Annotated in this window: 21 protein-coding genes; 8 read left to right on the forward strand and 13 right to left on the reverse strand. The window is 49.1% G+C overall.

What is annotated here, in order from left to right:
• Nucleotides 1-243: 243 nt before the first annotated feature.
• The 3 genes from gcvP to Q4579_RS10480 form a co-directional block, all read right to left on the reverse strand.
• Entirely contained in the window at nucleotides 244-3,126 is a 2,883-nt protein-coding gene (gene gcvP / locus Q4579_RS10470; protein WP_303563855.1) for an aminomethyl-transferring glycine dehydrogenase, read from the reverse strand.
• A 105-nt stretch (nucleotides 3,127-3,231) separates the two neighbouring features.
• The gene (gene gcvH, locus Q4579_RS10475; protein WP_303563857.1) at nucleotides 3,232-3,606 is read right to left on the reverse strand and encodes a glycine cleavage system protein GcvH; all 375 of its coding nucleotides are present in this window, start codon (nucleotides 3,604-3,606) and stop codon (nucleotides 3,232-3,234) included.
• A 113-nt stretch (nucleotides 3,607-3,719) separates the two neighbouring features.
• Entirely contained in the window at nucleotides 3,720-5,015 is a 1,296-nt protein-coding gene (locus Q4579_RS10480) for a serine hydroxymethyltransferase (protein ID WP_303563859.1), read from the reverse strand.
• A gap of 558 nt (nucleotides 5,016-5,573) precedes the next feature.
• Between Q4579_RS10480 and Q4579_RS10485 the strand changes: the two genes are divergently transcribed.
• A complete protein-coding gene (locus Q4579_RS10485; protein ID WP_211651578.1) occupies nucleotides 5,574-6,209 on the forward strand; it encodes a helix-turn-helix domain-containing protein in 636 nt (211 codons plus the stop codon).
• A 224-nt stretch (nucleotides 6,210-6,433) separates the two neighbouring features.
• The gene (gcvT, locus tag Q4579_RS10490; protein ID WP_303563865.1) at nucleotides 6,434-7,552 is read left to right on the forward strand and encodes a glycine cleavage system aminomethyltransferase GcvT; all 1,119 of its coding nucleotides are present in this window, start codon (nucleotides 6,434-6,436) and stop codon (nucleotides 7,550-7,552) included.
• 127 nt (nucleotides 7,553-7,679) lie between these two features.
• On the opposite strand, the gene Q4579_RS10495 is transcribed toward gcvT, so the two are convergent.
• Nucleotides 7,680-7,841 carry a hypothetical protein gene (locus Q4579_RS10495; RefSeq protein ID WP_303563867.1) on the reverse strand — a complete coding sequence of 54 codons (162 nt, stop codon included), beginning with the start codon at nucleotides 7,839-7,841 and terminating at the stop codon, nucleotides 7,680-7,682.
• 232 nt (nucleotides 7,842-8,073) lie between these two features.
• Entirely contained in the window at nucleotides 8,074-8,385 is a 312-nt protein-coding gene (locus tag Q4579_RS10500; protein WP_303563869.1) for a DUF3081 family protein, read from the reverse strand.
• 235 nt (nucleotides 8,386-8,620) lie between these two features.
• Here Q4579_RS10500 and Q4579_RS10505 point away from each other — a divergent pair, with 235 nt between their 5' ends.
• Nucleotides 8,621-9,802, forward strand: coding sequence for an amino acid aminotransferase (locus tag Q4579_RS10505; protein ID WP_303563872.1), 1,182 nt, complete (start codon nucleotides 8,621-8,623; stop codon nucleotides 9,800-9,802).
• Between the two features lie 73 nt (nucleotides 9,803-9,875).
• On the opposite strand, the gene Q4579_RS10510 is transcribed toward Q4579_RS10505, so the two are convergent.
• From Q4579_RS10510 to Q4579_RS10520, 3 genes are all read right to left on the reverse strand, one after another.
• Complete coding sequence (locus tag Q4579_RS10510) at nucleotides 9,876-10,886, reverse strand: sphingomyelin phosphodiesterase (RefSeq protein ID WP_303563874.1); 1,011 nt, start codon at nucleotides 10,884-10,886, stop codon at nucleotides 9,876-9,878.
• Between the two features lie 284 nt (nucleotides 10,887-11,170).
• Nucleotides 11,171-11,674, reverse strand: a complete 504-nt coding sequence (locus Q4579_RS10515) for a hypothetical protein (RefSeq protein ID WP_303563876.1) — start codon at nucleotides 11,672-11,674, stop codon at nucleotides 11,171-11,173.
• A 103-nt stretch (nucleotides 11,675-11,777) separates the two neighbouring features.
• Nucleotides 11,778-12,632, reverse strand: a complete 855-nt coding sequence (locus Q4579_RS10520; protein ID WP_303563878.1) for a lipase — start codon at nucleotides 12,630-12,632, stop codon at nucleotides 11,778-11,780.
• 354 nt (nucleotides 12,633-12,986) lie between these two features.
• Between Q4579_RS10520 and Q4579_RS10525 the strand changes: the two genes are divergently transcribed.
• Together Q4579_RS10525 and Q4579_RS10530 are read left to right on the forward strand one after the other, a co-directional pair.
• Nucleotides 12,987-13,640, forward strand: a complete 654-nt coding sequence (locus tag Q4579_RS10525) for a hypothetical protein (protein ID WP_303563881.1) — start codon at nucleotides 12,987-12,989, stop codon at nucleotides 13,638-13,640.
• A gap of 286 nt (nucleotides 13,641-13,926) precedes the next feature.
• Complete coding sequence (locus Q4579_RS10530) at nucleotides 13,927-15,627, forward strand: SgrR family transcriptional regulator (protein ID WP_303563883.1); 1,701 nt, start codon at nucleotides 13,927-13,929, stop codon at nucleotides 15,625-15,627.
• A gap of 24 nt (nucleotides 15,628-15,651) precedes the next feature.
• Here the strand turns inward: Q4579_RS10530 and Q4579_RS10535 are convergent, their stop codons facing one another.
• Nucleotides 15,652-16,884, reverse strand: a complete 1,233-nt coding sequence (locus tag Q4579_RS10535; protein WP_303563886.1) for a D-alanyl-D-alanine carboxypeptidase family protein — start codon at nucleotides 16,882-16,884, stop codon at nucleotides 15,652-15,654.
• A gap of 275 nt (nucleotides 16,885-17,159) precedes the next feature.
• On the opposite strand from Q4579_RS10535, the gene Q4579_RS10540 reads away from it, so the two are divergent.
• Entirely contained in the window at nucleotides 17,160-18,473 is a 1,314-nt protein-coding gene (locus Q4579_RS10540; protein WP_303563888.1) for an endonuclease, read from the forward strand.
• Between the two features lie 59 nt (nucleotides 18,474-18,532).
• Here Q4579_RS10540 and Q4579_RS10545 read toward each other — a convergent pair whose 3' ends face one another.
• The 3 genes from Q4579_RS10545 to Q4579_RS10555 are packed head-to-tail and all read right to left on the reverse strand — an operon-like array spanning nucleotide 18,533 to nucleotide 20,771.
• Nucleotides 18,533-18,988, reverse strand: coding sequence for a hypothetical protein (locus Q4579_RS10545; protein WP_303563890.1), 456 nt, complete (start codon nucleotides 18,986-18,988; stop codon nucleotides 18,533-18,535).
• Nucleotides 18,985-19,926 (reverse strand): ATP-binding cassette domain-containing protein, encoded by a 942-nt coding sequence (locus Q4579_RS10550; RefSeq protein WP_303563893.1) that lies wholly within the window; start codon nucleotides 19,924-19,926, stop codon nucleotides 18,985-18,987. Before Q4579_RS10550 ends, Q4579_RS10545 begins: the two co-directional genes overlap by 4 nt.
• Nucleotides 19,923-20,771, reverse strand: a complete 849-nt coding sequence (locus Q4579_RS10555) for an ABC transporter ATP-binding protein (protein ID WP_303563895.1) — start codon at nucleotides 20,769-20,771, stop codon at nucleotides 19,923-19,925. Before Q4579_RS10555 ends, Q4579_RS10550 begins: the two co-directional genes overlap by 4 nt.
• Nucleotides 20,772-20,975: 204 nt before the next feature.
• On the opposite strand from Q4579_RS10555, the gene nhaD reads away from it, so the two are divergent.
• Nucleotides 20,976-22,418, forward strand: a complete 1,443-nt coding sequence (gene nhaD, locus Q4579_RS10560; protein ID WP_303563897.1) for a sodium:proton antiporter NhaD — start codon at nucleotides 20,976-20,978, stop codon at nucleotides 22,416-22,418.
• A gap of 43 nt (nucleotides 22,419-22,461) precedes the next feature.
• Here nhaD and Q4579_RS10565 read toward each other — a convergent pair whose 3' ends face one another.
• Nucleotides 22,462-24,048, reverse strand: a complete 1,587-nt coding sequence (locus Q4579_RS10565) for a phosphoethanolamine transferase (RefSeq protein ID WP_303564157.1) — start codon at nucleotides 24,046-24,048, stop codon at nucleotides 22,462-22,464.
• A 439-nt stretch (nucleotides 24,049-24,487) separates the two neighbouring features.
• Here Q4579_RS10565 and Q4579_RS10570 point away from each other — a divergent pair, with 439 nt between their 5' ends.
• A complete protein-coding gene (locus tag Q4579_RS10570) occupies nucleotides 24,488-25,015 on the forward strand; it encodes a cytochrome b/b6 domain-containing protein (RefSeq protein ID WP_303563899.1) in 528 nt (175 codons plus the stop codon).
• Nucleotide 25,016 lies beyond the last annotated feature (1 nt).

Raw genomic sequence — 25,016 nt, forward strand, 5'->3', positions numbered from 1 at the left:
CACCTGTTGCCTGCTCTCAGGTGACACAGGGAATCCAACCGCGGCCCGCGAACCTGAATCGGGCCGTTTTCATTGGTATAAGCAACCCTATGAGCAGCACCACCCGAAACCCTAATGTGGACGGAGTTCTAATGGTCCTGAATAAAAGGGAGAGTGAAAGCAGTTTTTATCTCAATGGATTGATAAAAAAGCAAAAGCGAGGCCAGCTGGCCTCGCTTTGTTAAACACTGAGATCAAAAACCATCAGTCCTCAATATAGTTCTCGATGCTTGGGCATGAGCAGACCAGATTCCGGTCACCGAAGACGTTGTCGACGCGGTTGACGGTTGGCCAGTATTTCGCACCTTTGGTGTGTGCCGATGGGAAGCACGCCAGCTCGCGGCTGTAGCTGTGGTTCCATTCTGCATCCATCAGGTCAACCTGAGTATGTGGTGCATTGACCAGCGGGTTGTCTTCCAGTGGCCATTCACCAGCCTGAACGCGGGCAATTTCCTGACGGATGGCGATCATTGCATCGCAGAAACGATCCAGTTCAGCCAGATCTTCCGATTCAGTCGGTTCGATCATCAGCGTGCCAGCAACCGGGAAGGACATGGTTGGCGCGTGGAAACCGTAGTCCATCAGACGCTTCGCGACATCTTCTTCAGAAATACCAGAGGCTTCTTTCAGCGGACGGATGTCGATAATACATTCGTGCGCGATACGGCCCTGCGTACCCCGGTACAGGACAGGGTAGTGGTCACGCAGACGTTCCATCACATAGTTTGCGTTCAGAATCGCCAGCTTGGTTGCCTGAGTCAGACCTTCTGAACCCATCATCGCGATGTAAGCGTAAGAAATTGGCAGAATCGATGCCGAACCCAGTTCAGCCGCAGACACCGCGTACTGAGAACCTTCTGTGGCATTTACAGATTCCACGTGACCTGGCAGGAAGGGAGCCAGATGCGATTTCACACCAATCGGACCCATACCCGGACCGCCACCGCCATGCGGGATACAGAAGGTTTTGTGCAGGTTCAGGTGCGATACATCGGAACCGATAAAACCAGGGTTGGTCAGGCCAACCTGTGCGTTCATGTTTGCACCGTCCAGATAAACCTGGCCGCCAGCCGCATGAACCAGTTCACACACTTCACGCACTGCTTCTTCGTAGACACCGTGCGTCGACGGGTAAGTGATCATGATACATGACAGGTTGTCGCGGTGTTTTTCAATTTTCGCTTTCAGATCTTCAACGTCGATGTTGCCGTTTGCATCACAGCCAACGACCACAACTTTCATCGACACCATTGCCGCAGAAGCCGGGTTCGTGCCGTGCGCAGAGCTTGGAATCAGGCACACGTTCCGGTGCGCTTCCCCATTGGCGGCATGATAACGCTGAATTGCAATCAGACCGGCATACTCGCCCTGAGCACCAGAGTTTGGCTGCAGAGAGAATGCATCGTAGCCCGTGACAGAGCACAGCATTTCAGACAGCTTGCTCGCCAGTTGCTGATAACCTTTGGTTTGATCCGCTGGCGCAAACGGGTGCAGGGCACCGAATTCAGGCCAGGTGACCGGAATCATTTCTGCCGCAGCGTTCAGCTTCATGGTACAGCTGCCCAGTGGGATCATACCGTGTGTGAGTGAGTAGTCTTTGTTTTCCAGTTTCTTCATGTAACGCATCATTTGCGTTTCGCTGTGATACTGGTTAAAGACAGGGTGCGTCAGGTATTCACTGGTGCGGCGGCAGTTTTCCGGAATTGCGGCGAACTCATTTGCTGCAATGTCGTCGGTAAACGCGGTGGCTTTCAGCGACTGGCCAGTGAAAATTTCCAGCAATTCTTCAACATCAGAAACCTGCGTGGTTTCGTCCAGGCTGACGCCCAGTTTGTCACTGTACTTGCGAAGATTGATTCCTGCAGCCAGCGCTTTTTTGTAGATAGCGTCGGTTTGTTTTGCCGTGTTGACGGTGATGGTATCGAAGAAGGTGTCATTCACCAGTTCAATGCCAGCGTTTTTCAGGCCAGCAGCCAGAATTGCAGTCAGGTGGTGTACGCGACGGCCGATTTTACGCAGGCCTTCCGGACCATGATACAGGGCATAAAATGCAGCCATGTTCGCCAGCAGTGCCTGAGCCGTACAAATGTTCGAGGTCGCTTTTTCACGACGGATATGCTGCTCACGGGTTTGCATCGCCATGCGCAACGCCTGATTGCCTTTAGCGTCTTTTGATACGCCAATGACACGGCCAGGCATGGTGCGTTTGTGAGCATCTTTGGTTGCCATGAAGCCAGCATGCGGGCCACCAAAGCCCATTGGAACGCCGAAGCGCTGTGCGCTGCCGATGACAACGTCTGCGCCCATGTCGCCCGGTGCTTTCAGCAGCGTCAGTGCCAGCAGATCAGAAGCCACAGCCACCAGCGTCTTCTTGGCATGTGCTTTTTCGATGATGTCAGACAGGTCGGACACGGCACCTGTTGTGCCCGGGTACTGAACCAGTGCACCGAATACATCGTGATTGTCCAGTTCTTCTGCTTTGCCGCGGATGATTTCGATGCCGATGTATTCGGCACGGGTCACAACCACATCAATCGTTTGCGGATGCAGGTCTGTCGAGACGAAGAATGTTTTGCTCTTGCTTTTGCTCGCACGCTGACACAGGGTCATCGCTTCTGCAGCAGCAGTCGCTTCATCCAGCAGAGAAGCGTTCGCCAGTTCCATGCCGGTCAGATCCATGATCATTTGCTGATAGTTCAGCAGGGATTCCAGACGGCCCTGAGAGATTTCTGGCTGATAAGGCGTGTATGCGGTGTACCAGCCTGGATTTTCCAGCACGTTGCGCAGAATCACGTTCGGCGTGAAGGTGTTGTAGTAACCCTGACCGATGAAACTGCGGTTGATGACGTTTTGGCTCGCAACGACTTTCAGCGCAGCGAGCATATCTGCTTCGCTTTGTGGCTGATCCAGCTTCATGGCTTCTTTCAGACGAATGGAAGCCGGGACAGTTTCTTCAATCAACTTGTCAATGCTGTCGACGCCGATGGTGTTCAGCATGGTGGCTTGCTGTGCTGCATTCGGGCCGTTGTGACGGGTGGCAAAGGCTTTGTCGTCACTGAGTGCATGTAAAAGGTTCATGTCGGTCATGGTTCTTTCCTGAACAGTTACTACACATTGCCAGCCAATTGCCGGCAATGGCGAGAAATCTCTTGGGTGGAAAAACGGCTTTCAATCCGAAAGCCGTGATGTTCCTTAGTCTTCAATCGTCGCCTGATACTGGTCTTGATCGATCAGCTTGCTCAGTTCTTCAACATCAGCAATCTTGATTTTAGCAATCCAGCCGCCTTCGAACGGTTCTTCGTTGATCAGCTCCGGGCTGTCCGACAGATCGTCGTTGATGGCAACAATTTCACCTGTAACAGGCGCGTAGATATCAGAGGCCGCTTTCACAGACTCAACCAGAGAGAAAGACTCACCGGCTTCAGTGCTGTCACCGACTTCTGGCAGGTCTACGAAAACCACATCACCCAGCAGGCCTTGAGCGTGGTCTGTGATACCCATGGTGATTGTGCCGTCGCCGTTGTCGCGTACCCACTCGTGGCTTTCAGTAAACTTCAGGTTGCTCATTTGAATCTCCTTGCGCAATGTTTCCGCATCTTTTGTTATTTATACCGGCAGGAGCAGGGCTTCCGCCGGTTGATTTCCTTCATCCGCTGCGATGTTAAATCACAGCGGCCTGATTAATGGTACAGCGGGAAGCGGCTGCACAGCTTTTGGACCTGCTGCTTCACGCGTTGTTCAACTTCACTGTTATCCTCTGGATTTGCCGCCAGGCCATCCAGCACATCACCAATCCATTCACCGATTTGTTTAAATTCGGCTTCACCAAAGCCACGGCTTGTCCCGGCAGGGGTGCCTAAACGAATGCCAGACGTGACCATTGGTTTTTCCGGATCAAACGGAATGCCGTTTTTGTTACAGGTGATGCCAGCGCGCTCCAGTGCTTCTTCAACCTGATTGCCTTTCAGACCCTTCGGACGCAGGTCGACCAGCATCAGGTGTGTGTCGGTGCCGCCTGTGACAATGTCACAACCACGTTCCTGCAGGGTTTCTGCCAGAACTTTGGCGTTGTGAATCACACGCTTGATATACAGCTTGAATTCTGGTTCCAGCGCTTCACCCAGTGCAACGGCTTTACCCGCAATCACATGCATCAGCGGGCCACCTTGCAGCCCTGGGAAAACCGCCGAATTAATCTTCTTATTGATGTCTTCGTGGTTGGTCAGAATCATGCCGCCACGAGGACCACGCAATGTTTTGTGCGTTGTTGTTGTCACCACATGTGCATGCGGCAGTGGCGACGGATGCTCACCAGCAGCAATCAGGCCAGCAATATGGGCCATGTCGACCATCAGGTAGGCATCGACTTCATCAGCAATGGCGCGGAATTTTTCGAAATCAACCTGACGCGGAATGGCCGAGCCACCTGCAATAATCATTTTTGGTTTGTGCTCAAGCGCCAGCTCACGTACTTGATCGTAGTCGATATCGCAGCTGCCTTGCTTCACACCATACTGGACGGCATTAAACCATTTACCCGACAGGGCAGGGCGTGCACCGTGTGTCAGGTGACCCCCCGCATCCAGAGACATGCCCAGAATCGTATCGCCCGGTTGCAACAGCGCCAGCATCACCGCCCCATTGGCCTGTGCGCCAGAGTGTGGCTGAACGTTGACGTATTCGCACTGGAACAGTTGTTTGGCACGTGAAATGGCAATGCGCTCAACTTCATCCACATGTTCGCAACCGCCGTAGTAACGGCGACCTGCGTAGCCTTCTGCATATTTGTTTGTCAGGCAAGTGCCTTGCGCCTGCATCACAGCCTTGGAAACAATGTTTTCGGATGCAATCAGCTCAATTTGCTGGTTCTGGCGGTTCAGCTCTGCGGTAATCCCGGCATTCACGGCGCCATCAACCTCAGCAAGGTTGGTTGAGAAGAACATCTCAAGATCATGGTTTTGGTATGAAGCTTTCATTTCACGTTATCCTCAATTCGCACTCTGAACCGGTCAATCAGCGCGGCTTGCAGAGCGGTGACTATTGTTATCGTCAGTGGTCACGCTTTGGCTTTCAGGTATGCATCTTGGTGTGCTTGCCTAACAAATGCGTAACATACGCTTCTATTGATAACGGATCAATCCGGAATTTCCAATAGTGGATATCTGTTCACTTTAGTGTCCGTAATCTTACGCAAACGTTTGCTTCTTGTCATGTAAATTTCTATGATGTGCACCAACTTTTCGGATTTTTCAGGTGAGTCATGGAAAGCTTCAACGTGCTTTTGACCCATGTAATGCCAGAGGTAGCAGGGTTTTCTGGCAAATTTTGAAATCAGTCCGCGTTTCATACAGCAACATTGAAATCTGTTTGGAAACCACAGTTGAAGGATAAATAAGATGATTTTTTGCACAAGGTTTCCTATTGGAAACTAAATTTCAAATTTGATGCATTGGTCATGTTTTTGTTATTAGCTTGCTTTCCTGTTGTGAATAGGGTGTGCCAGAATGTGCACAGAATCGCCATGGAGGGCAGAGATGAACAGTGATGACAATCATGTGGATCCATATCCATCGCTCACGGTAGCCAGGGATCAGGAAAACGACAAAGAATCCATTGAGCCTATGCAGTTAGGGAAGCGTCTGAAAGAGATCCGGATGGCGCACGGGCTGACACTGGAAGAAGCCAGTAAACGGACCGGTCTGGCCCGTTCGACATTGTCTAAGATTGAAAACGAACAGATTTCTCCGACTTTTCAGGCGATGCAAAAACTGGCCACAGGGTTGCAGATTGATATTCCGCAACTCTTTGCGCCCCCCAAACAAATTGTTGCAACGGGTCGCCGTGATATCACCCGGAAAGATGAAGGGAAACCGCACCCGACAACAACCTATGAACATGAGCTGCTGGCAACACAGCTCCGAAACAAGAAGATGATGCCGTTCAAGTCACGCGTTCGTGCCCGGCATTTCGAAGATTACCCGGACTGGATTCGCCATGACGGGGAAGAGTTTCTGCTGGTGCTATCTGGCAGCATCACTTTCTTTTCAGAGTTTTATGAACCGGTCCAGCTCGGGGAAGGGGATTCGGTGTATTACGACGCGACCATGGGCCACATGCTGGTGTCGGTGAGTGAAGAGGATGCCCAGATTTTGTGGGTGACCGCATCTTAACCAGAGAATCTTTTGAATTAAATCAATAGGGGCATTGGGTTCTGTCGCATTTTGTGACCTGCTCGGTTGAGTGACTGGAAACTTTGTCTACTATTGGAAATATGAAAACATTTTCGCTACATGCTGTCTTCATGAGAGCAACATCTTCGCAGTGATCGCCTGATTGAGGCCGTCACAAGAATTGATGGAACAACCGCAGTGCGCGGTGAATGGAGTAAAAATCAATGTCTCAGGATCTTCTCGTAACACCTCTGCATGCCCTGCATATTGAAATGGGCGCTAAAATGGTTCCGTTTGCGGGCTATGATATGCCGGTTCAGTACGCACTGGGCGTGCGGAAAGAGCACATTCATTGCCGTGAATCTGCCGGCCTGTTTGATGTGTCGCACATGGGTCAGCTGCGTTTACATGGTACGAATGCCGCCAAAGCGCTGGAAGCACTGGTGCCAGTTGACATCATCGACTTACCTGAAGGTAAGCAGCGCTACGCATTTTTCACCAATGAAGCGGGTGGTATTCTGGACGACCTGATGGTCACCAACTTTGGTGATCACCTGTTTGTGGTTGTGAATGCGGCCTGTAAAGATCAGGATATTGCACACATCAAAGCGCACCTGCCTTCGGATGTCACGCTGGAAGTGATTGAAGATCGCGCGTTGCTGGCGCTGCAAGGCCCGAAAGCAGCAGCGGTTCTGGCGCGACTGAATCCTGCTGTCAGCGAGATGCTGTTTATGGATGCCATCAAGCTGGAGCTTCAGGGGGTTGAATGTTACGTCAGCCGTTCCGGCTACACGGGTGAAGATGGTTACGAAATTTCAGTTCCTTCTGCACAGGCGGAAGCACTGGCGCGTACGCTGTTGGGTGAAGAGGAAGTGGAGTGGATTGGTCTGGGTGCGCGTGATTCGCTGCGTCTGGAGTGTGGCTTGTGTCTGTACGGACATGACATCGACACCACGACAACACCCGTAGAAGCAAGCCTGTTGTGGGGCATCAGCAAACCTCGCCGTGCAGACGGTGAGCGTGCGGGCGGTTTCCCGGGTGCTGAGCTGATTCTGAAGCAGATCGAAACCAAAGATGTGTCCCGTAAGCGTGTGGGTTTGATTGGTCAGTCCAAAGCGCCGGTTCGCGAAGGCAGTAAATTGTTTGACGCGAACGATAACGAAATTGGCATTGTCACCAGCGGCACTTTTGGTCCGACTAAAGAAGCACCGGTTGCCATGGCGTATGTCAAAACTGAGTTTGCCACGATTGGTACTGAGATTTTTGCAGAAGTTCGCGGTAAGAAACTGCCAATGACTGTTGAGAAGATGCCGTTTGTCCCGCAACGCTACTACCGCGGTTAATCGGGCACGCTTGTATCATGTGCGGGCACTGCTCAGATGCCTGTTCATGATCTTCGTAAAAGCGGAAAGTTCAGAACGACAAAAGGAGCGCCTAGCGCTCCTTTTGATCTGATACTGAGTGAAAGTGTTAGTGATCAAGCATGTTATAAGCTGATGTAAACATCAGGCTGAATCCGTCCTGAGTGATTTCCTGAGGTGTCAGCTCGGCTGCCTCTAAACGTCGGTAACACTCACACAAAGCTGCAATCACGCGCTCTTGCTCTTGTTTGTTCAGTAATTCTGCGTTCATTTTTTGCTCACTTTTGATTTTTGCTTTTATTCTTCAGGCTCATACGGCAATACGAAAACCGTTTGAGATGCAGAAAACGCTGTGATTGTCTTTGTTCAGGATGGGGCACAAAGCATATGACAGCTATTTCTGTCGGTTACATAACTTGTGATACAGAATAGTAAGTAAACCGAAAGCCATTGTCAGGAGCAGGTCAAACCTGTTCACTGACAATGACTATCAAAATCAAAGATTAATACCGCTGATTGATGTCGTGCAACTTATTCATGAAACGCTGAATCTGAGTTTCATTGTTATTGTGGAATTCAGAGGTGGTCTGATTGATCACTGTGTCCGGATCTTCATTCAGGGTATGGAAGCGATAGGTGTTGTGGAAATTCACATCCACACTCACCTGACCATCCGATAAGCTCACGCTGTATCCGTCATAGCTTTCTGTACAGATGATATCTTCCAGCTGCTTACCATTTTCAATCGGCTTTCCCTGAGTTTTCACTTTCTCATAGACGTTCAGCAGGGTTCGGATATCGACACTGTTTTTCATCTTGGCCTCCCATTCGAAAACGCCATCCTTTCTTAAATTTAGGTGTTCGGTAGATGCTTGCAAGTGAATTTGCAAGGAGGTTAATCTGGATCAAATTCCGTTGTAACATTTAAATTACATGGCGTTGTTCAGCAGACGAAACACTTGCTCAGACTATTTCAGAACAAGGTAGTGACCTCTGTAAAAGCGCGTGTTAATTTGAGTGACATCACAATAACTAAACGGAATTTTACTGATGTTCAAGCAGCTTACTGAGGCACAACTCGATCCGATTTTATCCCTGACGCAATTGTTCCGCGCAGATGCCCGTCCAGACAAAATGGATCTCGGCATAGGGGTGTATAAAAACAGTGCCGGCGAAACGCCGATCATGCAGGCCGTGCTGCAAGCCGAGCAACAACTGCTGGAAACTCAGAAAACCAAGGCCTACGTTGGCCTTGCCGGGGATGAAGTCTTCAATCAGTCGATGATGGATCTGCTGATTCAGGGCACCTCGGCCCATGGTCGGGCAGCCGCTGTTCAGACACCGGGTGCCAGTGGTGCACTGCGTATGCTGGCCGACCTGATGCGTTTGGCACAACCGGACACCACGGTCTGGATTTCAAACCCGAGCTATGTGAATCACAAGCCAGTGATGGAAGCTGCGGGTCTGAACGTGAAGTTTTATCCGTATTTTGACCCTGCGACTAAGCAGGTGAATCGTGATGCCATGCTGACAGAACTGGCAAAAGCCGGTCCGAAAGATGTGGTACTACTGCATGGTTGCTGCCATAACCCGACGGGTGCCGATATTGCGTTTGAAGACTGGCAGGCGATTACAGAGCTGGCGAATCAGAATGGTTTCCTGCCATTTGTCGATATCGCATATCAGGGCTTTGGAGACGGGCTGGAGCAGGATGCAGCCGGACTGCGTTATCTGGCTGAACATGTTGAAGAAATGATTGTGGCGACCTCTTGCTCGAAGAATTTCGGTTTGTACCGTGAGCGGACTGGCGCAGCGATCGTGATCAGTGATTCACTGAAAGAAGCCCAGAAGGCGAAAGGTCGTATTTTGCAACTGGCCCGTGCGTCTTACACCATGCCGCCTGATCATGGTGCCGCACTGGTTGCGACGATTCTGAACGATGAAGCATTAACGGCAACCTGGAAAACAGAGCTGTATGACATGAACCAGCGCCTGTTACGCTTACGTGCCGGACTGACGCAAGCTGTGCGCGATCAGGGGTCGACTGATTTTGACTTCATTGAAAAACACAAAGGCATGTTCTCTGTCACTGGCCTGAGTCCGGAGCAGATTCTGAAGATGCGTGAGCAATTCGGGATTTATGCCGTGGGCGATGGCCGGATTAATATTGCAGGCTTGCAGGAAGATAAACTCGATTATCTGGCGACAGCACTGCTGAGTGTCAGCAAATAATCAGCCGAGTCTGAAGACGAAAGATGATGACAGCAGAAGGAGCCGAAGGGCTCCTTCTTTGTTTTCAAAAGCGCTATTGTCCCGACGATGGATCCGGAAAAGTGAACATGGCCTGAACCGGATAATGGTCCGACAGATCGCTGTAATAGCCATTGTGCCAGTATTCGCCTTCAGGCAATGGCCATTTGCCTTTCAGATAATGCCAGTACCATTGCTCGTGAGACTGCAGCTTGATCACTTGCATGGCTGTTGATACTGAAGGTTGCAGGTAATCGCCATGCCACAACACGTAGTCCAGGGTGTCGTTGTAATTCAGAGAATAGCCGTCACGATAGGCGCCCGATTTTGTAACCCAGTTATATTTGGCTGAAAAGCTGCCCACCGAATCATCGGGAAAATTGAGTTTGCTGTGAGTGGTGGCGAGCATGTCCTGAATCTGATCCTGACGACGCCATTCAACGTTCAAATCACCGGCAATGATGACAGGCTCTGTGGCAGGGATTTGCTCCGCAGCAATAAAGCGTTGCATTTCCGCTAACTGAGCCATCCGGACCGGATGTTCCTTGTCGGGATTATCGGTGCTGGATTGCAAATGCGTGCCGAGCACGTGAAACCGCTGGCCGTTTTTCTCGAGAGTGATATAAGCAAATCCTTTATTGGAATAGTAATCCCAGGTGCCTCGCTCACTGGCCTGATAGACATGGGCTTTTTGGCTCAGAATCGGATAGCGGGAGAGAATTGTGACGCCCCCGCGAACCACGACAATCGAATTCGAGCAGTCACCGGTGAGTGCATCCCAGCCCTTGCCGCTGCAATCCAGGCCGACAACCGGCGTTTGATAAGGATAAAGTATCCCCAATTTACTGAGCATGTTTTCGGAATCTGCATTATACGCTTCGTTGATGATCAGGACATCTGGTGTGTTGCTGAGTGCTTCGATGGCTGATGGAATACGCTGCGCACGGTTTGCCTGATCCCAGTCACCCAATGGCAGTTGCATGGTGTTATAAGCCATGACATTCAGGGTTTCTGCAAATGTCGCAGCAGACAGCAGCAAACAGGCTGCGCCTAAAACTTTCTTCATTACTTCTTTCCTGCTTCCGATTGATTTTAGGGGTTAATCTCGAGGAAAGAGCATAGAAGCGAATATGTTAAATCAGTGTGAATTATTAGTGAAACTTGATGCGTACAAGCAAAACTGTCAACCGAAATGAGAAGTGCCTCGAAGAAACTATTTCGTTGAAAGCAGGTAAGATGCCAGCGAGGTGGCGTCAAGACAGGCCATGATGCATTGCGTTTCAAGGCGGTGGGGCAGGCTGTTCAGGAAGGAAGGTGGGCCCGCTGAACGAATGGGTGCAGGCCGAGCGATCAGCACTGCCAGATCTGGGGAGCGAGTGTCGCCGCCTGAGTCGTCAGCCATGCAGTCATGGCGTGTTCGAGTGCTTGCTGATTGGGCAGAGGAAAAGCACACACATCACTGATCAGAACATGATCCGGTACATCCGGATGGGTGAATAACATGCCGCAAGCAACAGGTTTACTCTGAAAAAAACCCACGAATAATTGCGCCGGGCTGGATTCATCCAGCATGATTTGAGTCAGAAACTCAATGATGGCTTCAGCATCCTGTTCGTCCCACTGGCTCGCCTGAACCAAGGCATAACGGATCGTCAGCGGGTGGCAATCCACCGGATAAATACTGAGCAGTGATTGTGGGGTTGTGGCAGGTGCTGGCTGGAATGGGACAATATTTCGGGCTTGCTGTGATGTCTGATACAAGGCCAGCCCTTGTTTGCTGAGCGATGTCGGAAACTCAGCTTCAGTGATGTGACTGCCCATCCAGGCGTTTTTCAGCGTAATTAATTGAGTCACTTGAGCATGCATAGGTTTTGGCTTCTTCTGAATTCAGCCCCAAACATACAGGAAAGCGCTGCACGAGGGTATGCTAAATTGCTGAAAAAAGATCATTCAAGGCTCAATGCTTGTCGAAGTAGTCTTTATTGCGGATATATTTATGCATGTAATGATAAGTGATCGGCCTGAGAAGCCAACTGACTAAAGATTTGTACAGTCGGTTTGGCGTTGAAATGTTGTCATAGATTTTTTCATTATGAAGCCACAGCATTTTTCCCACATGCCAGTACAGCAGCGGAATCGCCGGTAAGAAAGTGACGATATCCAGATCGCAGCAAATCCTGTAGGTGCAGTGCTGATAGCTGTACGCCCGTTTAAAGCTCCAGAAGCCTGCGGCGGGTTGTCCGAAGGTCACAATCCGTTTGATTGCGTCCGGAAACTCGAGGCCAAGTCGCTCTGCGGTTAATACCGCCATGGCACCGCCCGAGGAGTGACCCGTTAAAGACACGCGTTTTCCCTGCTGGATCAGTGGCGCTAACGTGTTCCGGATTTGCTGATATAAGGACTCCGCCTGAAAGTGGCGTGCATCAGTTGCCTGAAGAAAGTCGGCTTCCTGAGATGCCGACATGGACGGACGCGATTGCTCATAAGGATTGCTATCGACTTTGCTGCTTTGCTGAAGTAAAAAGTGGTAGCCCCAATGCACATGATAAGAGCGTTTACCGCTGATCATTTTTTTGGGAAAACAGGCAAAATTGAGCAGCCAGTCCCACAGATTCTGCGACCCCTTAAAGACAACAATCACCTCGTTTTTCTGACCCCATAAGACCCGGATGATGGTGCGTCCCCAGCGGTCTGTGATATCGCGCCTGCCTTCGGCCTCGAAGCCATATTGGATATGGTCAAAATCCGCGGGGTAGGCTTCCCGGCACAGGATCGCATAGCGCTCGTACTGATAGCGTTTAAGTTTCTTCATATCTGCCGGAAGGGATACCTCTGAATCACAATTCACTTCAGCAGCTTAAATTGTGAATATCGCAAATTCATGACAATGCGGTGCTCCGAAAAATTTTGTCTACACTTGAGCCAGAACGCGCTGTCAAAAATATGAATGTCGTCAATCAGTAAGCGCATCAGAGGAGTTTCAGAGAACAAGTCTATGCATGCTTGTTTTTTGTTCAAGATGCTGTCATTTTGTGTGGGTAAACTATGCGTATCAGGTATTGTGCGTAGGATGCGCCTGACTGTTGAGGGCAGACAACCTGGGTGCGGCGCCCGGGAAGTTACAAGGACAATTGTGATTGAGAAGCCAATTTTAGGAGAATGACTGATGGACAACGGTTTACAAAAGGCTTTAGAACAAAAGTGGACTTCACCCGTATTTGACCCGACTGCTTATTTCAAACCCGTGGAAACCTGGATGCAGGTTCACCGTGTTTGGGAATCGATCGCAGCCAAGCAGTTTAAAGCAGCAACACACGACAGTTTCGACAACGCGCTGAAAAATATTGAAGCAGCAGACAAAGCCTTTCATGAAAAGGTGCAGCAGACGAAAGAGCAGGGACTGGTGTTTCCTTTCGATATGATGCAGTTGGCCAGCGACAATATGGTTGCGGGCTGGAATGCCATGGCGGGTCTTACTGAAGAAAGTTCGGTTGAGCAGATTGAGCTTCTGGAAGATGCACTGGCTCAGAAAGCCGTGGAATGTGAGAAAGCCCTGAAGGCGAAACAGACAGCACAGCGGAATCAGCGGAAAGCCAAAACTGATCTGGATGCTGCCAATGAAAAGCTGAAAGCATTGAATGAGGATCTGAAGGCATCTAAAACCGAACTCGATTCTGAAAAGAAATCGGTGAAAAAGCTTCAGTCTGAATGGCAGACAGAACAGCAAAAGCTTATCAAAGAAAATGATTTGCTGAAGAAGCAGGTGGCTGAATTACAGCAAAAGCAAGCGGCGTTAGCGAAAGTTTCAGACGCCTCCTGATATTCCACGATACGTCAAAAAGAGTGAAGGGCGCCCTCGGGCGCTTTTTTTGTGGTTCGGATACGCGCAGAAAGGGCAACCGGACAGGCACTCAGGCGCTGAATATCGGGGGAAAGCATCCATCCTGACCGGTTGCCAGAAACCCAAAAACGACGGAGTAAGTCGCTCATTTCCGGATGGAAAATCAGCTGTCCGCTGTCACACGCCGGTTTCATGGTGATTTAATTTAGACTAAAATAGGGAAACAAAAAATTGAACAGTTGAAACAAAAAGGTTCCTCTTTTTTATGAGCGGTCAGCGCCTTAAAACTCAATTTCAGCGTCTTTACACCCATTTTTCCGGTCAGGACAGCGATACTAACCTCCAGGATATCTCCGAAATATTGTTCTGTACGCGGCGCAATGTGCGGATGGTCATCAATAAAATGGTAGATAAAGGCTGGATTGAATGGGAACCGGCGATCGGCCGGGGAAAGCAGTCCCGCTTGGTTTTCCAGAGTACAGATACTGAACTTCAGTATCATCATGCCCGCAAGCTGGTCGCTGATGGCAAGCTGGAACCGGCACTGGAGGCGCTGGGGAACGACGCCAACCGGCTGGCACAGCTGATTCAGGAGCAGCTTGGGCTGACCACACAGAAAGGACGGCAGATTGTCCGGGTGCCTTATTATCGGGCGTTTACCAATCTGAATCCGCTCCGGCCACTGCGCCGATCCGAGCAGCATCTGGTTCGGCAGATTTTCAATGGCCTGACCCGGATGAATGAGGAAAAAGAGGAAGTGGAGGGCGATCTGGCCCATCACTGGGAATCATTTACGCCGCGGCACTGGCGATTTTATCTGCGTCCGGCGGTTCGTTTTCATGATGGCAGTCTGCTGGACAGCCAGGATGTGTTAGTCAGCCTGGAACGGCTGAAATCACATCGCTTATTCCGTCATCTGGAGACAATTACTTCACCGTTTCCGAACACCATTGATATTCGTTTAAGTCATGATGATCGGCGGTTGCCTGATTTGCTGACGAACATTATGGCCGTCATTCAGCCCGCAATGCTGGATACTGCCAGAGAAGCCGAACTGTTTCCTGTCGGCACCGGGCCTTATAAAGTGGTCCAGAATGATAAACAGCGATTGATTCTGGAAGCCTTTGATCAATATTTTGGATTCAGAGCGCTGATTGATGTGGTTGAAATCTGGATTCTGACCGGCGTTACAGCGTGCTACCTGCAACCCAGTACGGATAAAATCGCCACACCGGTCCATGAAGTGCCCGAGCGGTTAACGCTCGATGAAGGCTGTAATTATCTGCTGATGAATCGGGTGAACGGTCTGGCCAGTGATCCGGAATGGCTGGCTTACTTCCAGAGCCGGCTTGGCCCGGTGCCTTTATTGTCGCGGATGAACCCCGGTGAAATTGGCGAAATCCGATTGATCAATGCCTATGGTCTTTTACCGGGCTGGACAGACACCAATCCGCTCATTTCACCAGCGCCGGTTCCTGCAAAGCGCATGGTTACTCTGGCATTTCCGCAGCATCACCCGGTTTATCATGAAGTCGCCAGAGCCATCGAAAGTGTGCTGGCTGAAGATGGCTTACGACTGAAAGTCATGGAAATGAGCAATACAGATGTCCTGATGGGGAAACATGCGGAAAAGATTGATCTCTGGCTGAATGGTATGAGTATGAGCCATCACAGGGATGATGCATTTCTGGCATGGTTTTATAGTTTTGACCATATTTTCCGTGTGATGCCAGAAACAGAATTTGAGGCACTGGATCAACAAGTGGTTCACTGGCGGGCAATGGCGTCGCAGCCTTGTCCGAGCCATGACATTGGTTCGATTCTGGTTCGGAGCGGGCAGGTGATTCCGCTGTTTCATGCCTGGCTGGGCGTAAACAGTGCCGGGCCAGTGCAAGGCATGGAGCCAAATTCGATGGGATGGTTTGATTTCAAATCGGTATGGCTCAAACCGGGATCAACATCCTGACCCCGGCAGATGAGGAAAGCTAAGTTATTGGGTGGTTTTCATGGTGGGTTGATCATCCCTCGAATCCCAGTCTTGCTCACTGAACCAGTTGCCAATCGGACGCCAGACGGTATCCAGAATGGATTTATACCAAGGGGCTTTTTCAGAGGCTTCCGCAGCCAAAATGGGTTGGACGGTGATCAGGCTGTCCCCCATATACCATTCGACTTTACCCACCTGCTGCCCTTTGGCAATCGGGGCTTCAAGGTTACTGTTATAAAACACCTGATGCTCTAAATTGGTTCGCTGACGCCGGGGCACGGTAATCACACCGCCATCCCCCAATTCGACCTGAACATTCGAAGGCGAACCGTACCAGACTCTGGCTTTTTTCAGCGTTTTGCTATCCAATTTCGGATTGAGATCCTGATAAAACCGGAAACCCCAAGTCAGAAGTTTTTTGCTTTCATTTCGGCGCGCGTTGACATCTTCAGTGCCTAACACCACCGCAATGAGCCGCATGTCACCCTGAATCGCAGAAGAAACCAGGCTATAGCCAGCTTCTTTGGTGTATCCGGTTTTCACCCCGTCGGCATTCAGGCTGGCATCCCAGAGCAGCGGGTTCCGGTTGCCCTGTTTGATATTGTGGTAGGTAAAGGATTTCAGTTTGAACAAATCGTAGATCTCCGGCATGTCCTGAATCAGGGCCCGGGTCAGCAATGCCATGTCGTAAGCTGAGGTTGACTGAGAGTCACTGTCCAGCCCGTGCGGATTCGTGAAGTAGGTATTTTTCATCCCGATTCTTTCCGCTTCGCGATTCATCATTTCAATAAACGCTGAAGAATGCCCGGCGATATGCTCTGCCAGTGCAACAGTGGCATCGTTCCCGGAAGAAATAATGACACCGTGGTTCAAATCATCAACCGTGACTTCATCCCCAATGTTCAGGAACATGATTGAAGAACCGGGAAATTTTTTCCCCCAGGCATTTTCACTGATCACAACTTTGTCATCCTGATGGATATGCCCGGCTTTCAGTTCCTTTCCGACGACATAAGAGGTCATGATTTTGACAAGGCTGGCGGGGGCGTGAGGCTTGTTTTCATCACTTCCGGCAATGACCTGACCGGACTCATAGCTCATCAGAACCCAGGCATCTGCCGCAATCTCGGGCGGACTCGGCATGATCGTCTCATCCGCCTTCGCAGGCGATAACCAGAAAACCGGCAGGCTAAAAGCCCAGCACAGCACAGCGGGTTTTAAGCACGTTTTCTTCATATTCCAGTGTCCCCATCGGATGACGTCGACTTACTTTCAGCTTAGTCAAAACTCTGTTCCTGAGGATAATTTTTACATGGGCGGCTAACATGAAAGTCACAGGAAACCTCACGCTGATGCATGTCATCATTCATTGATGCGAGGATTGTTATTTATTGATTCATGTATCAAAAAGAAATCAAGGTTTTCATACATTTGTTTGCGTTTTGCGATAAATGTGTAACTTTATCGCAGCACAATCATGTCATGACACCGGATGAAAGGAACCAACTGCCATGAAGCGCAACGCAATTTTGCTGGGATTACTGACTTTGGGAGCGGCGGCAAATGCATATGCCGAGATCAGAAATGGTGATTTTGAAGACTGGAATCAAACCAGCGCGGTGGGTTGGACGACGGTCGACTCGGGCATTCGTCTTCGTGAAACCAACCAGCAAGTACGTTCCGGCAATCGAGCGGCTGAGGTTACGGTGATGACGGGCGCGCAGGATGCAACGGACCTGCGCCAAAGTATTCAGGTGACTGCGGGCCAGACGTATGACTTTTCAGTCTGGGTCTTACATACCGAAGGGCAGGTGGCGGCCCGTCTTTATGTGGATGGTTATCAGGGCTACTCATTGCCTGCGAATACAGGCCAGTGGCAGCAGTTAACGTATCGTTATACTGCGTCTGTGAGTCAAACCATTGAAGTTGGACTGCGGTTCTACGATCAGCCTGGATTTGACGGCGCAGAAGTGGTTTATGTGGATCAGTTTTCACCCGCTGAAAACGCAGGAGAAGCAGGGAATCCACCGGAGTCGGGCAACGGGATTGAAAACCTGTCGAGCTACTACCAAAGTGCTGCCGGATTGAGTGGCTATGCGCTTAAAACAGCGCTTCATCAGATTATTCAGAATCACAGCGTGCAGAGTTACGGCGATCTCTGGACCTTTTATTATTCCGGCGACCTTGATTCGAGTTATGAAAAAGACGGCAGTATTCTGGATATTTACTCCGAAAAGCCAGCCGGGGCAGATACTTTCAGTTTCTCTCCAGGCAATGATCAGTGTGGCAGCTATCGTGGAGAAGGGGACTGCTATAACCGCGAACACAGCTTCCCCCGCAGTTGGTTTGGTGGGGCCGTCAGCCCGATGAATACGGATGTTCACCATATTTTCCCGACCGACGGTTATGTGAATTCGAAACGGAGCAGTTATCCTTATGGCGAAGTGATCAGCGCCGTTTATACCTCATCGAATGGTTCGAAATTGGGTGCAGCACGCGCAGGATTAGGCTATACCGGCACGGTCTTCGAACCGATTGATGACTTCAAAGGGGATATTGCCCGTGCCTATTTTTATATGGCGACCCGGTATCAGAATGTGATTGCCGGATGGGAGTCTCAAAGTAATTTTGGCGATGCAGTTCTGGATGGCAGCCGCGATCAGGTTTTTGAAGACTGGTTTTTAGTCATGTTATTAGACTGGCATCAGCAGGATCCGGTTAGCCGGAAAGAAAGGATTCGGAACGAGGCCGCATATCTGTTTCAGGGGAACAGGAATCCCTTTGTCGATTACCCGGCATTTGCGGCCGAGATTTGGGAAGACTGAATCTTGTCTCAGTGGCGCAGGACCAGAATCGGTCCTGCGCTTGTCGGGCTTGCCTTCTTTTAAGGCTGCTGATAGGCCAGATTCAGATGATTCTGACCTGACATAAATGCCACATGTAAATCAATCAGATGTTTCGATTCTTCTAACCACTTTTCATTGTGTTGGTGCTGGCAAAAATCAGACATGGCCACAACCAGCCGATCCAGTTTTTTCAGCGCCCAGCGTCTTGCGTCCGGTTGAAGGGACGTTTCAGTACTCATTGCCTGTAATTTGGCATAGGCAAACTGGAGATAGTTGTAACCCTGATCGGCATCGCCGAGATCGGTGTAATAGATACTGAGCCGCTGACAGGCGTCTAACCAGTAAGCCAGTGCTTCGCTGTCATGCGGCGTTTCGAGTTGCATAAATACACGGTCTGGTACCCGATGCACGCCACGGCGCAGAATATCAATATCCCGGTGATTGCCGCGCTCGTACCAGGCTTTGAGGTCGGTTAACCAGATGTTCAGATTCATGCGACTTGCTCCTGTGTGTGATCATAGTGGGCAACAAAGTGGTTGTCGCCAATTTGACGATATCCAGCAATGGGTTGAAGGCTGAACTGACGAATTTTTTCAGCATCCAACGCATAATTGGGTTCATGATCCACCAATTGCTGGAAGGGAAGATCCGGATTGGGCATGGCTGAGATCAGCAATTGCGTATACGGGTGCGCGGGTTGGCGAAGAATGGCTTGTGTGTCACCCCGCTCAACAATTTTCCCGCGATACATCACCGCCGTTTCTTCAGCGATGTAATGTGCTGTTGCCAGATCGTGTGTGATATATAAGAAACCAATCCCCAGTTTTTGTTTCATTTCTTTCATCAGATTCAGAACCCCCAAGCGAATTGAAACATCCAGCATGGAGGTGGGTTCATCGGCCAGAATCACCTTCGGATTGACGGCTAACGCTCTGGCTAAATTGACCCGTTGTCTTTGTCCGCCGCTGAGCTGGTGCGGATATTTGGTGAGATCATCGACCGGCAGTTCAACTTGCGTCATCAGGGATGCCAGTTTGTCACGAAGACCGGATTGACTGACCTGCTTGTGGATCAACAAGGGCCGGGTGAGATGATGTGCGATGGTATGCGTGGGATTCAGAGAGCCAAACGGATCCTGAAAAATCATTTGCACCTGACTTCGATATGATAGCAATTGCTTACGCGATTCAATGGTCCGGATATCCTGACCATGAAAGAGAATTTCACCGGAAGTCGGGGCGTGTACTTTGGTGATCAGACGGGCACAGGTACTTTTTCCGCATCCGGATTCCCCGACCAGCGCCAGTGTCCGGCCAGCATGAAGCTGAAAACTGACATCATCAAGCGCCCGAAAAGTATCTGAATGGCTGAAGCCTCCGCCAGACTGGAAATCTTTGACGATATGCTTGAGTTCAATGACGGGCTGGCTCATGCGTTGCACCCCTCTGGGTTTATGTGTGATGGCGTCGCCTCAAGATGATGGATATCCGGAAAAGATGCCCACAGTTGCTGAGTGTAGGCATGCTGTGGGTTTTCCCGAATGGCACGAGCGGTGTTGACCTCAACAATTTGCCCCTGGCGCATCACGGCAATGCGATCACACAGCTGGGTCATCAGCGCTAAATCATGGGTAATAAACAGAATCGAAAAATCAAACTCACTGCGCAATTGGTAGATTTGCTGCAGGATTTCACGTTGAACAACGACATCCAATGCGGTGGTTGGCTCATCCATAATGATGAGCTTGGGATTCAGGCTGAGTGCAATTGCAATGACCAGACGCTGACGCATGCCACCGCTGAACTGGTGTGGGTAATCTGAAAGCCTTTCCGGTGGAATATTCACCAGCTGTAAGAGTTTTTCTGCTTTGGCGACCGCCTGTGCTTGTGTATAGCCCAGATGATGACGCATCACATCGCAAAACTGTTCCCGAACGGGGAGTACCGGGTTCAGCGAGTTCATGGCACTTTGAAATACCATGGCGATGTCTTTCCAGCGAATGGCCCCCATGGCACGGTCGGACAGGGGGAGCAAATCCTGATTCTGGAAGCGAATCTGACCATTGGTGATCAGTGCGGGTGGCTTATGCAGCCGGTTGATTGCAAAGGCAATGGTACTTTTTCCGCAGCCTGATTCACCAGCCAGCCCAAAAATTTCACTTTTGCCAATATCAAAACTGACACGATCCACCGCCGTAAAGTCTCCTTTATCGGTGATGTACGTCACCTCCAGATCCCGGACTTCAAGCAATGGTTCCGGGTGAAAAGCCTGCTCCATCATTCTCTCCACAAAAATAACAAACTAAAAAATAAGAATAGAAACTATTATCATTTGCGTTTGCTGTAAAGATCAAATCAGGGATTAGTGATCCGTGTAGGGAATTTTTTCTGATTTTTCATCTCATTATTATCGGCTTGAACCAAACTGTATGTAACGAAACAGTGTGTTTTTAAAGTAGTGGGTTGTCTCAGGGAGTCGAGCATGCGAGTAGGGCTGAGTATTTTTGTTTTGTTTTTTGGTCTGGCGATGCTGCCATGGACGGCACAGGCCAGCACGGGATCCGGAGGACTGGATTTAACGCAAACCTCTTTTGGCTATCTGGCGATTGTGATTTTTGTGGTTGCGTATGGATTAGTGATGGCTGAAGAATACATTCAGCTACCGAAATCTAAGCCGATGTTGCTCGCAGCGGGTCTGATCTGGATCCTGGTCGGCTGGGCCTATAAAGAGCAGGGAATGTTAGATGTCGCCCACACTGCTTTAGAGCACAACCTCCTTGAGTATGCGGAACTGATGCTTTTTTTGCTGGTGGCCATGACCTATATCAGCGCGATGGATGAACGTCGTTTGTTTGACGGACTGCAAGGCTGGATGGTCAGCAAAGGGTTTCACTTTCAATCCTTATTCTGGCTGACAGGCTTCCTTTCTTTTTTCATTTCTCCGATCGCCGATAACCTGACAACGGCGCTGCTGATGTGTGCCGTGGTGATGAAAGTCGGGGGGGATAACACCCGGTTTATCAATCTGTCGTGTATCAACATCGTGATTGCAGCCAACGCAGGGGGCGCATTCAGCCCGTTTGGCGATATCACCACCCTGATGGTCTGGCAGGCTGGGCTGGTCCGTTTTTCTCAATTCTTTGAACTGTTTGTCCCTGCGTTGGTGAATTACCTTGTGCCCGCGTTGGTGATGTCTTTCTTCGTCCCCCGGACGAAGCCGGAAACCGTCAGTGAGTTCGTTGAACTCAAGCGAGGCGCGAAACGAATCGTTGGCCTGTTTCTGCTCACCATCATGACAGCCGTGGCTTTTCATACCTATCTGCATTATCCGCCGGTGATGGGCATGATGATGGGGATGGCGTATCTGTCTATTTTTGGTTTTTATCTTCAGAAGACGTTGCCGCGTTCACTGGAGAAAAAGCGAATGGCAGCCCTGGCGAAGAATGATAATGCTGCATTAGAGCGATTAGGTTCCGTTGTTCCCTTTGATGTCTTCCGTCGGATTTCAATGGCGGAATGGGATACCTTGCTGTTCTTCTATGGGGTGGTGATGTGTGTGGGTGGCCTGAGCCTGCTGGGCTATCTGAGTGTGGCGTCTCATATCATGTATACCCAGTGGGATCCGGTGTGGGCCAATATTATGGTCGGGGTCTTGTCGGCCATTGTCGATAACATTCCGGTGATGTTTGCGGTCTTAACCATGAATCCGGATATGTCGATTGGCAACTGGTTACTGGTGACGTTAACGGCCGGTGTCGGCGGCAGTCTCTTATCCATTGGATCGGCAGCGGGCGTCGCGCTGATGGGGGCGGCCCATGGCCGGTATACCTTCTTCGGACACCTGAAATGGACGCCTGTGATTGCTCTGGGCTACATACTGAGTATCGTCGTGCACTTACTGATGAATTCTGCGGAGTTTGGTTAATATAAAAAGGGATCACTGAGAAAGTGATCCCTTTTTGCCGCTATCAGGAACTTTTGCAGGTTTCGGTAATATCCAGCGACGGATTCTTCGCTGAGGTGACGACACCAAATAAACCAATCAGGGTATGGAAAAAATTATCCTGAGAGAAATGACGGTTTTTGGCCAGCTTTTCAAGACAGCTTTTATCAATACCTTTAGCATTGGCATATTGTTCTGGGATCCACATTAACCAGGGCACGATTGTTTGTTCATCGGGTGCAATGGTATACGGTGTCCCATGCAGATATAGACCATTTTCACCCAGTGATTCGCCATGGTCTGAAATATAAATCATGGCAACATTATATTTGTTCTGATAGGTTTTTAATTGAGTGATGAGTTTTGATAAAAAATAATCAGTATAGGCAATCGTATTGTCGTAGGTATTACGAATTTCTGCATCTGAACACTTTTCAATGTCTTTTCTTTCACAAGCCGGTGTAAATAAGCTCATCGATTTTGGGTAACGTTGAAAATAGGTTGGTCCGTGGCTACCGAGGGTATGTAAAGTAATCAGTTTGTTGCCCGGCCGATCAGCAATTTCTTCGTCTAATGCAACCAATAACTCTTCATCATGGCAAGTATCACCATCGCAGTGAGGACTGTCTTGTGTCGGATCGGTAGCAATTTTGTCAAAATTACTGGCGACTCCTTTATCGCCACCATCATTGTCTTTCCAGAGTAAGTTGACGCCAGCATGACCTATGACATTCATGACGTTGTCTTGATTAGCCGCCTTGCTCTTTTTGTAGTCAGTACGATTCATATTCGAAAACATGCAGGGGACAGACACTGCGGTAGCCGTGCCACAAGATGAGACTTGTTGGAATGAAATCAATCCCATATCGGCTGTGTAAGGATTTGTGTTTCGTTGATATCCGTTGTAGTGAAAATTCATAGAACGTGCTGTTTCACCGAGCACAACAACGAAAAGGGTCTCTTTGTTGTTAGCTGAAGGGGTGAGTTTTGCATCTTTACCAAGAGTCTGGTATGGCTCAGGGGTAGTGAAATAGGTGTTATTGATATACTTAAATGTGTTAAATGCATGAGCCGGGTTGATCATTTTGTTTAAATAAGAGTTGTTCCTGCCCACAGATGCGTAATCTTTATAAAAGAAAATAGCGATAATACAGATACCAATCAAGGCCGATAAAACTAAGGCAAGCCGTTTTAATATTTCTTTTAACCATGACTGAGAATAGACAATATCAGTCAATAAAATCAGTATGGACGGCAACACGCCGAAGAATAGGAAATAGAAGACAGAGTCGAGGTTTAAGTAAGAACCCGCTTCACTGGTATTGGTTTCAAAAATGTTTTCTATCATGCCGTAATCAAACATGACTCTGTACTTCATTGATGCATAAAACGCCATTGAAGAAGATAAAATTAGTAATATTGTGACTGGCTTATAAACATATGGCAGGCATAACACCGAGAAAATAATGATAAAACAGCAAAATAGCAGCAGAGGCGCACTGATGACAAAGTAAGAAATTTGATATGATGTCAGCTGATAAATCTTTGTTATTAAAGGGAGGTTTAATACAAAGGCGTAATAAAAAGCAGTCAGCAAAATAAAGCTGGTCATGCTGATGGGAATGCGAAGCGATTTTATTTTATCTATCATCTCATGCAAACACGTTGAACACAGACTTAGTTCATTATTGTGTCCTATGAATCTTAAGAATGCCTTAAGATTCATTACACGCCAATGTAGCTTAGTGTTCAGTGTAACAATTTACCCATATTGGTTATGAAGGATTACAGGCAACATGTGCTGATTGAGAGAGCACAATGATTATTATGTAATTCAAGGTGTTGATGATTACAGCTCAATCTGAGGTTTTACATTCATACTGTTGTTAATGTATTGATTAAAATTGAAAATACGAAAATCATCCCTAAATCTTTATTGATTCACGTTTCTTAAGTCGTTCTTAAGATTAGGAACTAATACTAGTGTGACTCAGGTGTGCAGTTTACGCCACCGGTATAAAGTCTGAATCGATTTACGCGGAAGGTCGAAGATGGAAAAGTCAAAACAACATGAGATTCTATGGGATAGATTCGTCAGGCTTATACATTGGTCTGTTGCAGCTCTGTTTTTTACCAATTTCTTTTTTACCAAAGAAGGCGGTGAGACCCATGAATGGGTAGGCTATGCTATGACAGCACTGATTATCGCACGATTGCTTTGGGGCTGCAGTGTTGATGGCGCTGCAAGACTGAGCAGTTTCAAACCGTCTGTTGAGAAAGCGCGGCTGCATATTAATGAGTTGGTGCAAACAAAAAAAGATGATCACCATGGGCATAACCCGTTAGGGGCCATGATGGTGTGGTTCCTTTGGGGGGCATTATTATTGTGTGCCTTATCAGGTTGGGCTGCACACGAAAAACTATTTGATGCCAAAAAATTGTTTGAAGAGATACACGAATTCTTAGTTAACATGACATTGGCCGCGGTGATTCTGCATATTGCAGCTGTGCTGATCATGACTAAACTGACCGGAAATAATTATCTGCGTGGCATGTTAACCGGTAAACGGAGCCAGTAAC

Source organism: Photobacterium sp. 1_MG-2023, assembly GCF_030547945.1.
Lineage (GTDB): Bacteria > Pseudomonadota > Gammaproteobacteria > Enterobacterales > Vibrionaceae > Photobacterium.

Bases quoted from the DNA above. Each gene is read 5' to 3' on its own strand.
- gcvH (WP_303563857.1), bottom strand. From the start codon at position 3,606: ATGAGCAACCTGAAGTTTACTGAAAGCCACGAGTGGGTACGCGACAAC.
- Q4579_RS10495 (WP_303563867.1), bottom strand. From the start codon at position 7,841: ATGAACGCAGAATTACTGAACAAACAAGAGCAAGAGCGCGTGATTGCA.
- Q4579_RS10505 (WP_303563872.1), top strand. From the start codon at position 8,621: ATGTTCAAGCAGCTTACTGAGGCACAACTCGATCCGATTTTATCCCTG.
- gcvP (WP_303563855.1), bottom strand. From the start codon at position 3,126: ATGACCGACATGAACCTTTTACATGCACTCAGTGACGACAAAGCCTTT.
- Q4579_RS10520 (WP_303563878.1), bottom strand. From the start codon at position 12,632: ATGAAGAAACTTAAACGCTATCAGTACGAGCGCTATGCGATCCTGTGC.
- Q4579_RS10540 (WP_303563888.1), top strand. From the start codon at position 17,160: ATGAAGCGCAACGCAATTTTGCTGGGATTACTGACTTTGGGAGCGGCG.
- Q4579_RS10480 (WP_303563859.1), bottom strand. From the start codon at position 5,015: ATGAAAGCTTCATACCAAAACCATGATCTTGAGATGTTCTTCTCAACC.
- Q4579_RS10500 (WP_303563869.1), bottom strand. From the start codon at position 8,385: ATGAAAAACAGTGTCGATATCCGAACCCTGCTGAACGTCTATGAGAAA.
- Q4579_RS10535 (WP_303563886.1), bottom strand. From the start codon at position 16,884: ATGAAGAAAACGTGCTTAAAACCCGCTGTGCTGTGCTGGGCTTTTAGC.
- Q4579_RS10565 (WP_303564157.1), bottom strand. From the start codon at position 24,048: ATGACCAGCTTTATTTTGCTGACTGCTTTTTATTACGCCTTTGTATTA.
- Q4579_RS10570 (WP_303563899.1), top strand. From the start codon at position 24,488: ATGGAAAAGTCAAAACAACATGAGATTCTATGGGATAGATTCGTCAGG.
- Q4579_RS10545 (WP_303563890.1), bottom strand. From the start codon at position 18,988: ATGAATCTGAACATCTGGTTAACCGACCTCAAAGCCTGGTACGAGCGC.
- nhaD (WP_303563897.1), top strand. From the start codon at position 20,976: ATGCGAGTAGGGCTGAGTATTTTTGTTTTGTTTTTTGGTCTGGCGATG.
- Q4579_RS10510 (WP_303563874.1), bottom strand. From the start codon at position 10,886: ATGAAGAAAGTTTTAGGCGCAGCCTGTTTGCTGCTGTCTGCTGCGACA.
- gcvT (WP_303563865.1), top strand. From the start codon at position 6,434: ATGTCTCAGGATCTTCTCGTAACACCTCTGCATGCCCTGCATATTGAA.
- Q4579_RS10485 (WP_211651578.1), top strand. From the start codon at position 5,574: ATGAACAGTGATGACAATCATGTGGATCCATATCCATCGCTCACGGTA.
- Q4579_RS10530 (WP_303563883.1), top strand. From the start codon at position 13,927: ATGAGCGGTCAGCGCCTTAAAACTCAATTTCAGCGTCTTTACACCCAT.
- Q4579_RS10555 (WP_303563895.1), bottom strand. From the start codon at position 20,771: ATGGAGCAGGCTTTTCACCCGGAACCATTGCTTGAAGTCCGGGATCTG.
- Q4579_RS10550 (WP_303563893.1), bottom strand. From the start codon at position 19,926: ATGAGCCAGCCCGTCATTGAACTCAAGCATATCGTCAAAGATTTCCAG.
- Q4579_RS10525 (WP_303563881.1), top strand. From the start codon at position 12,987: ATGGACAACGGTTTACAAAAGGCTTTAGAACAAAAGTGGACTTCACCC.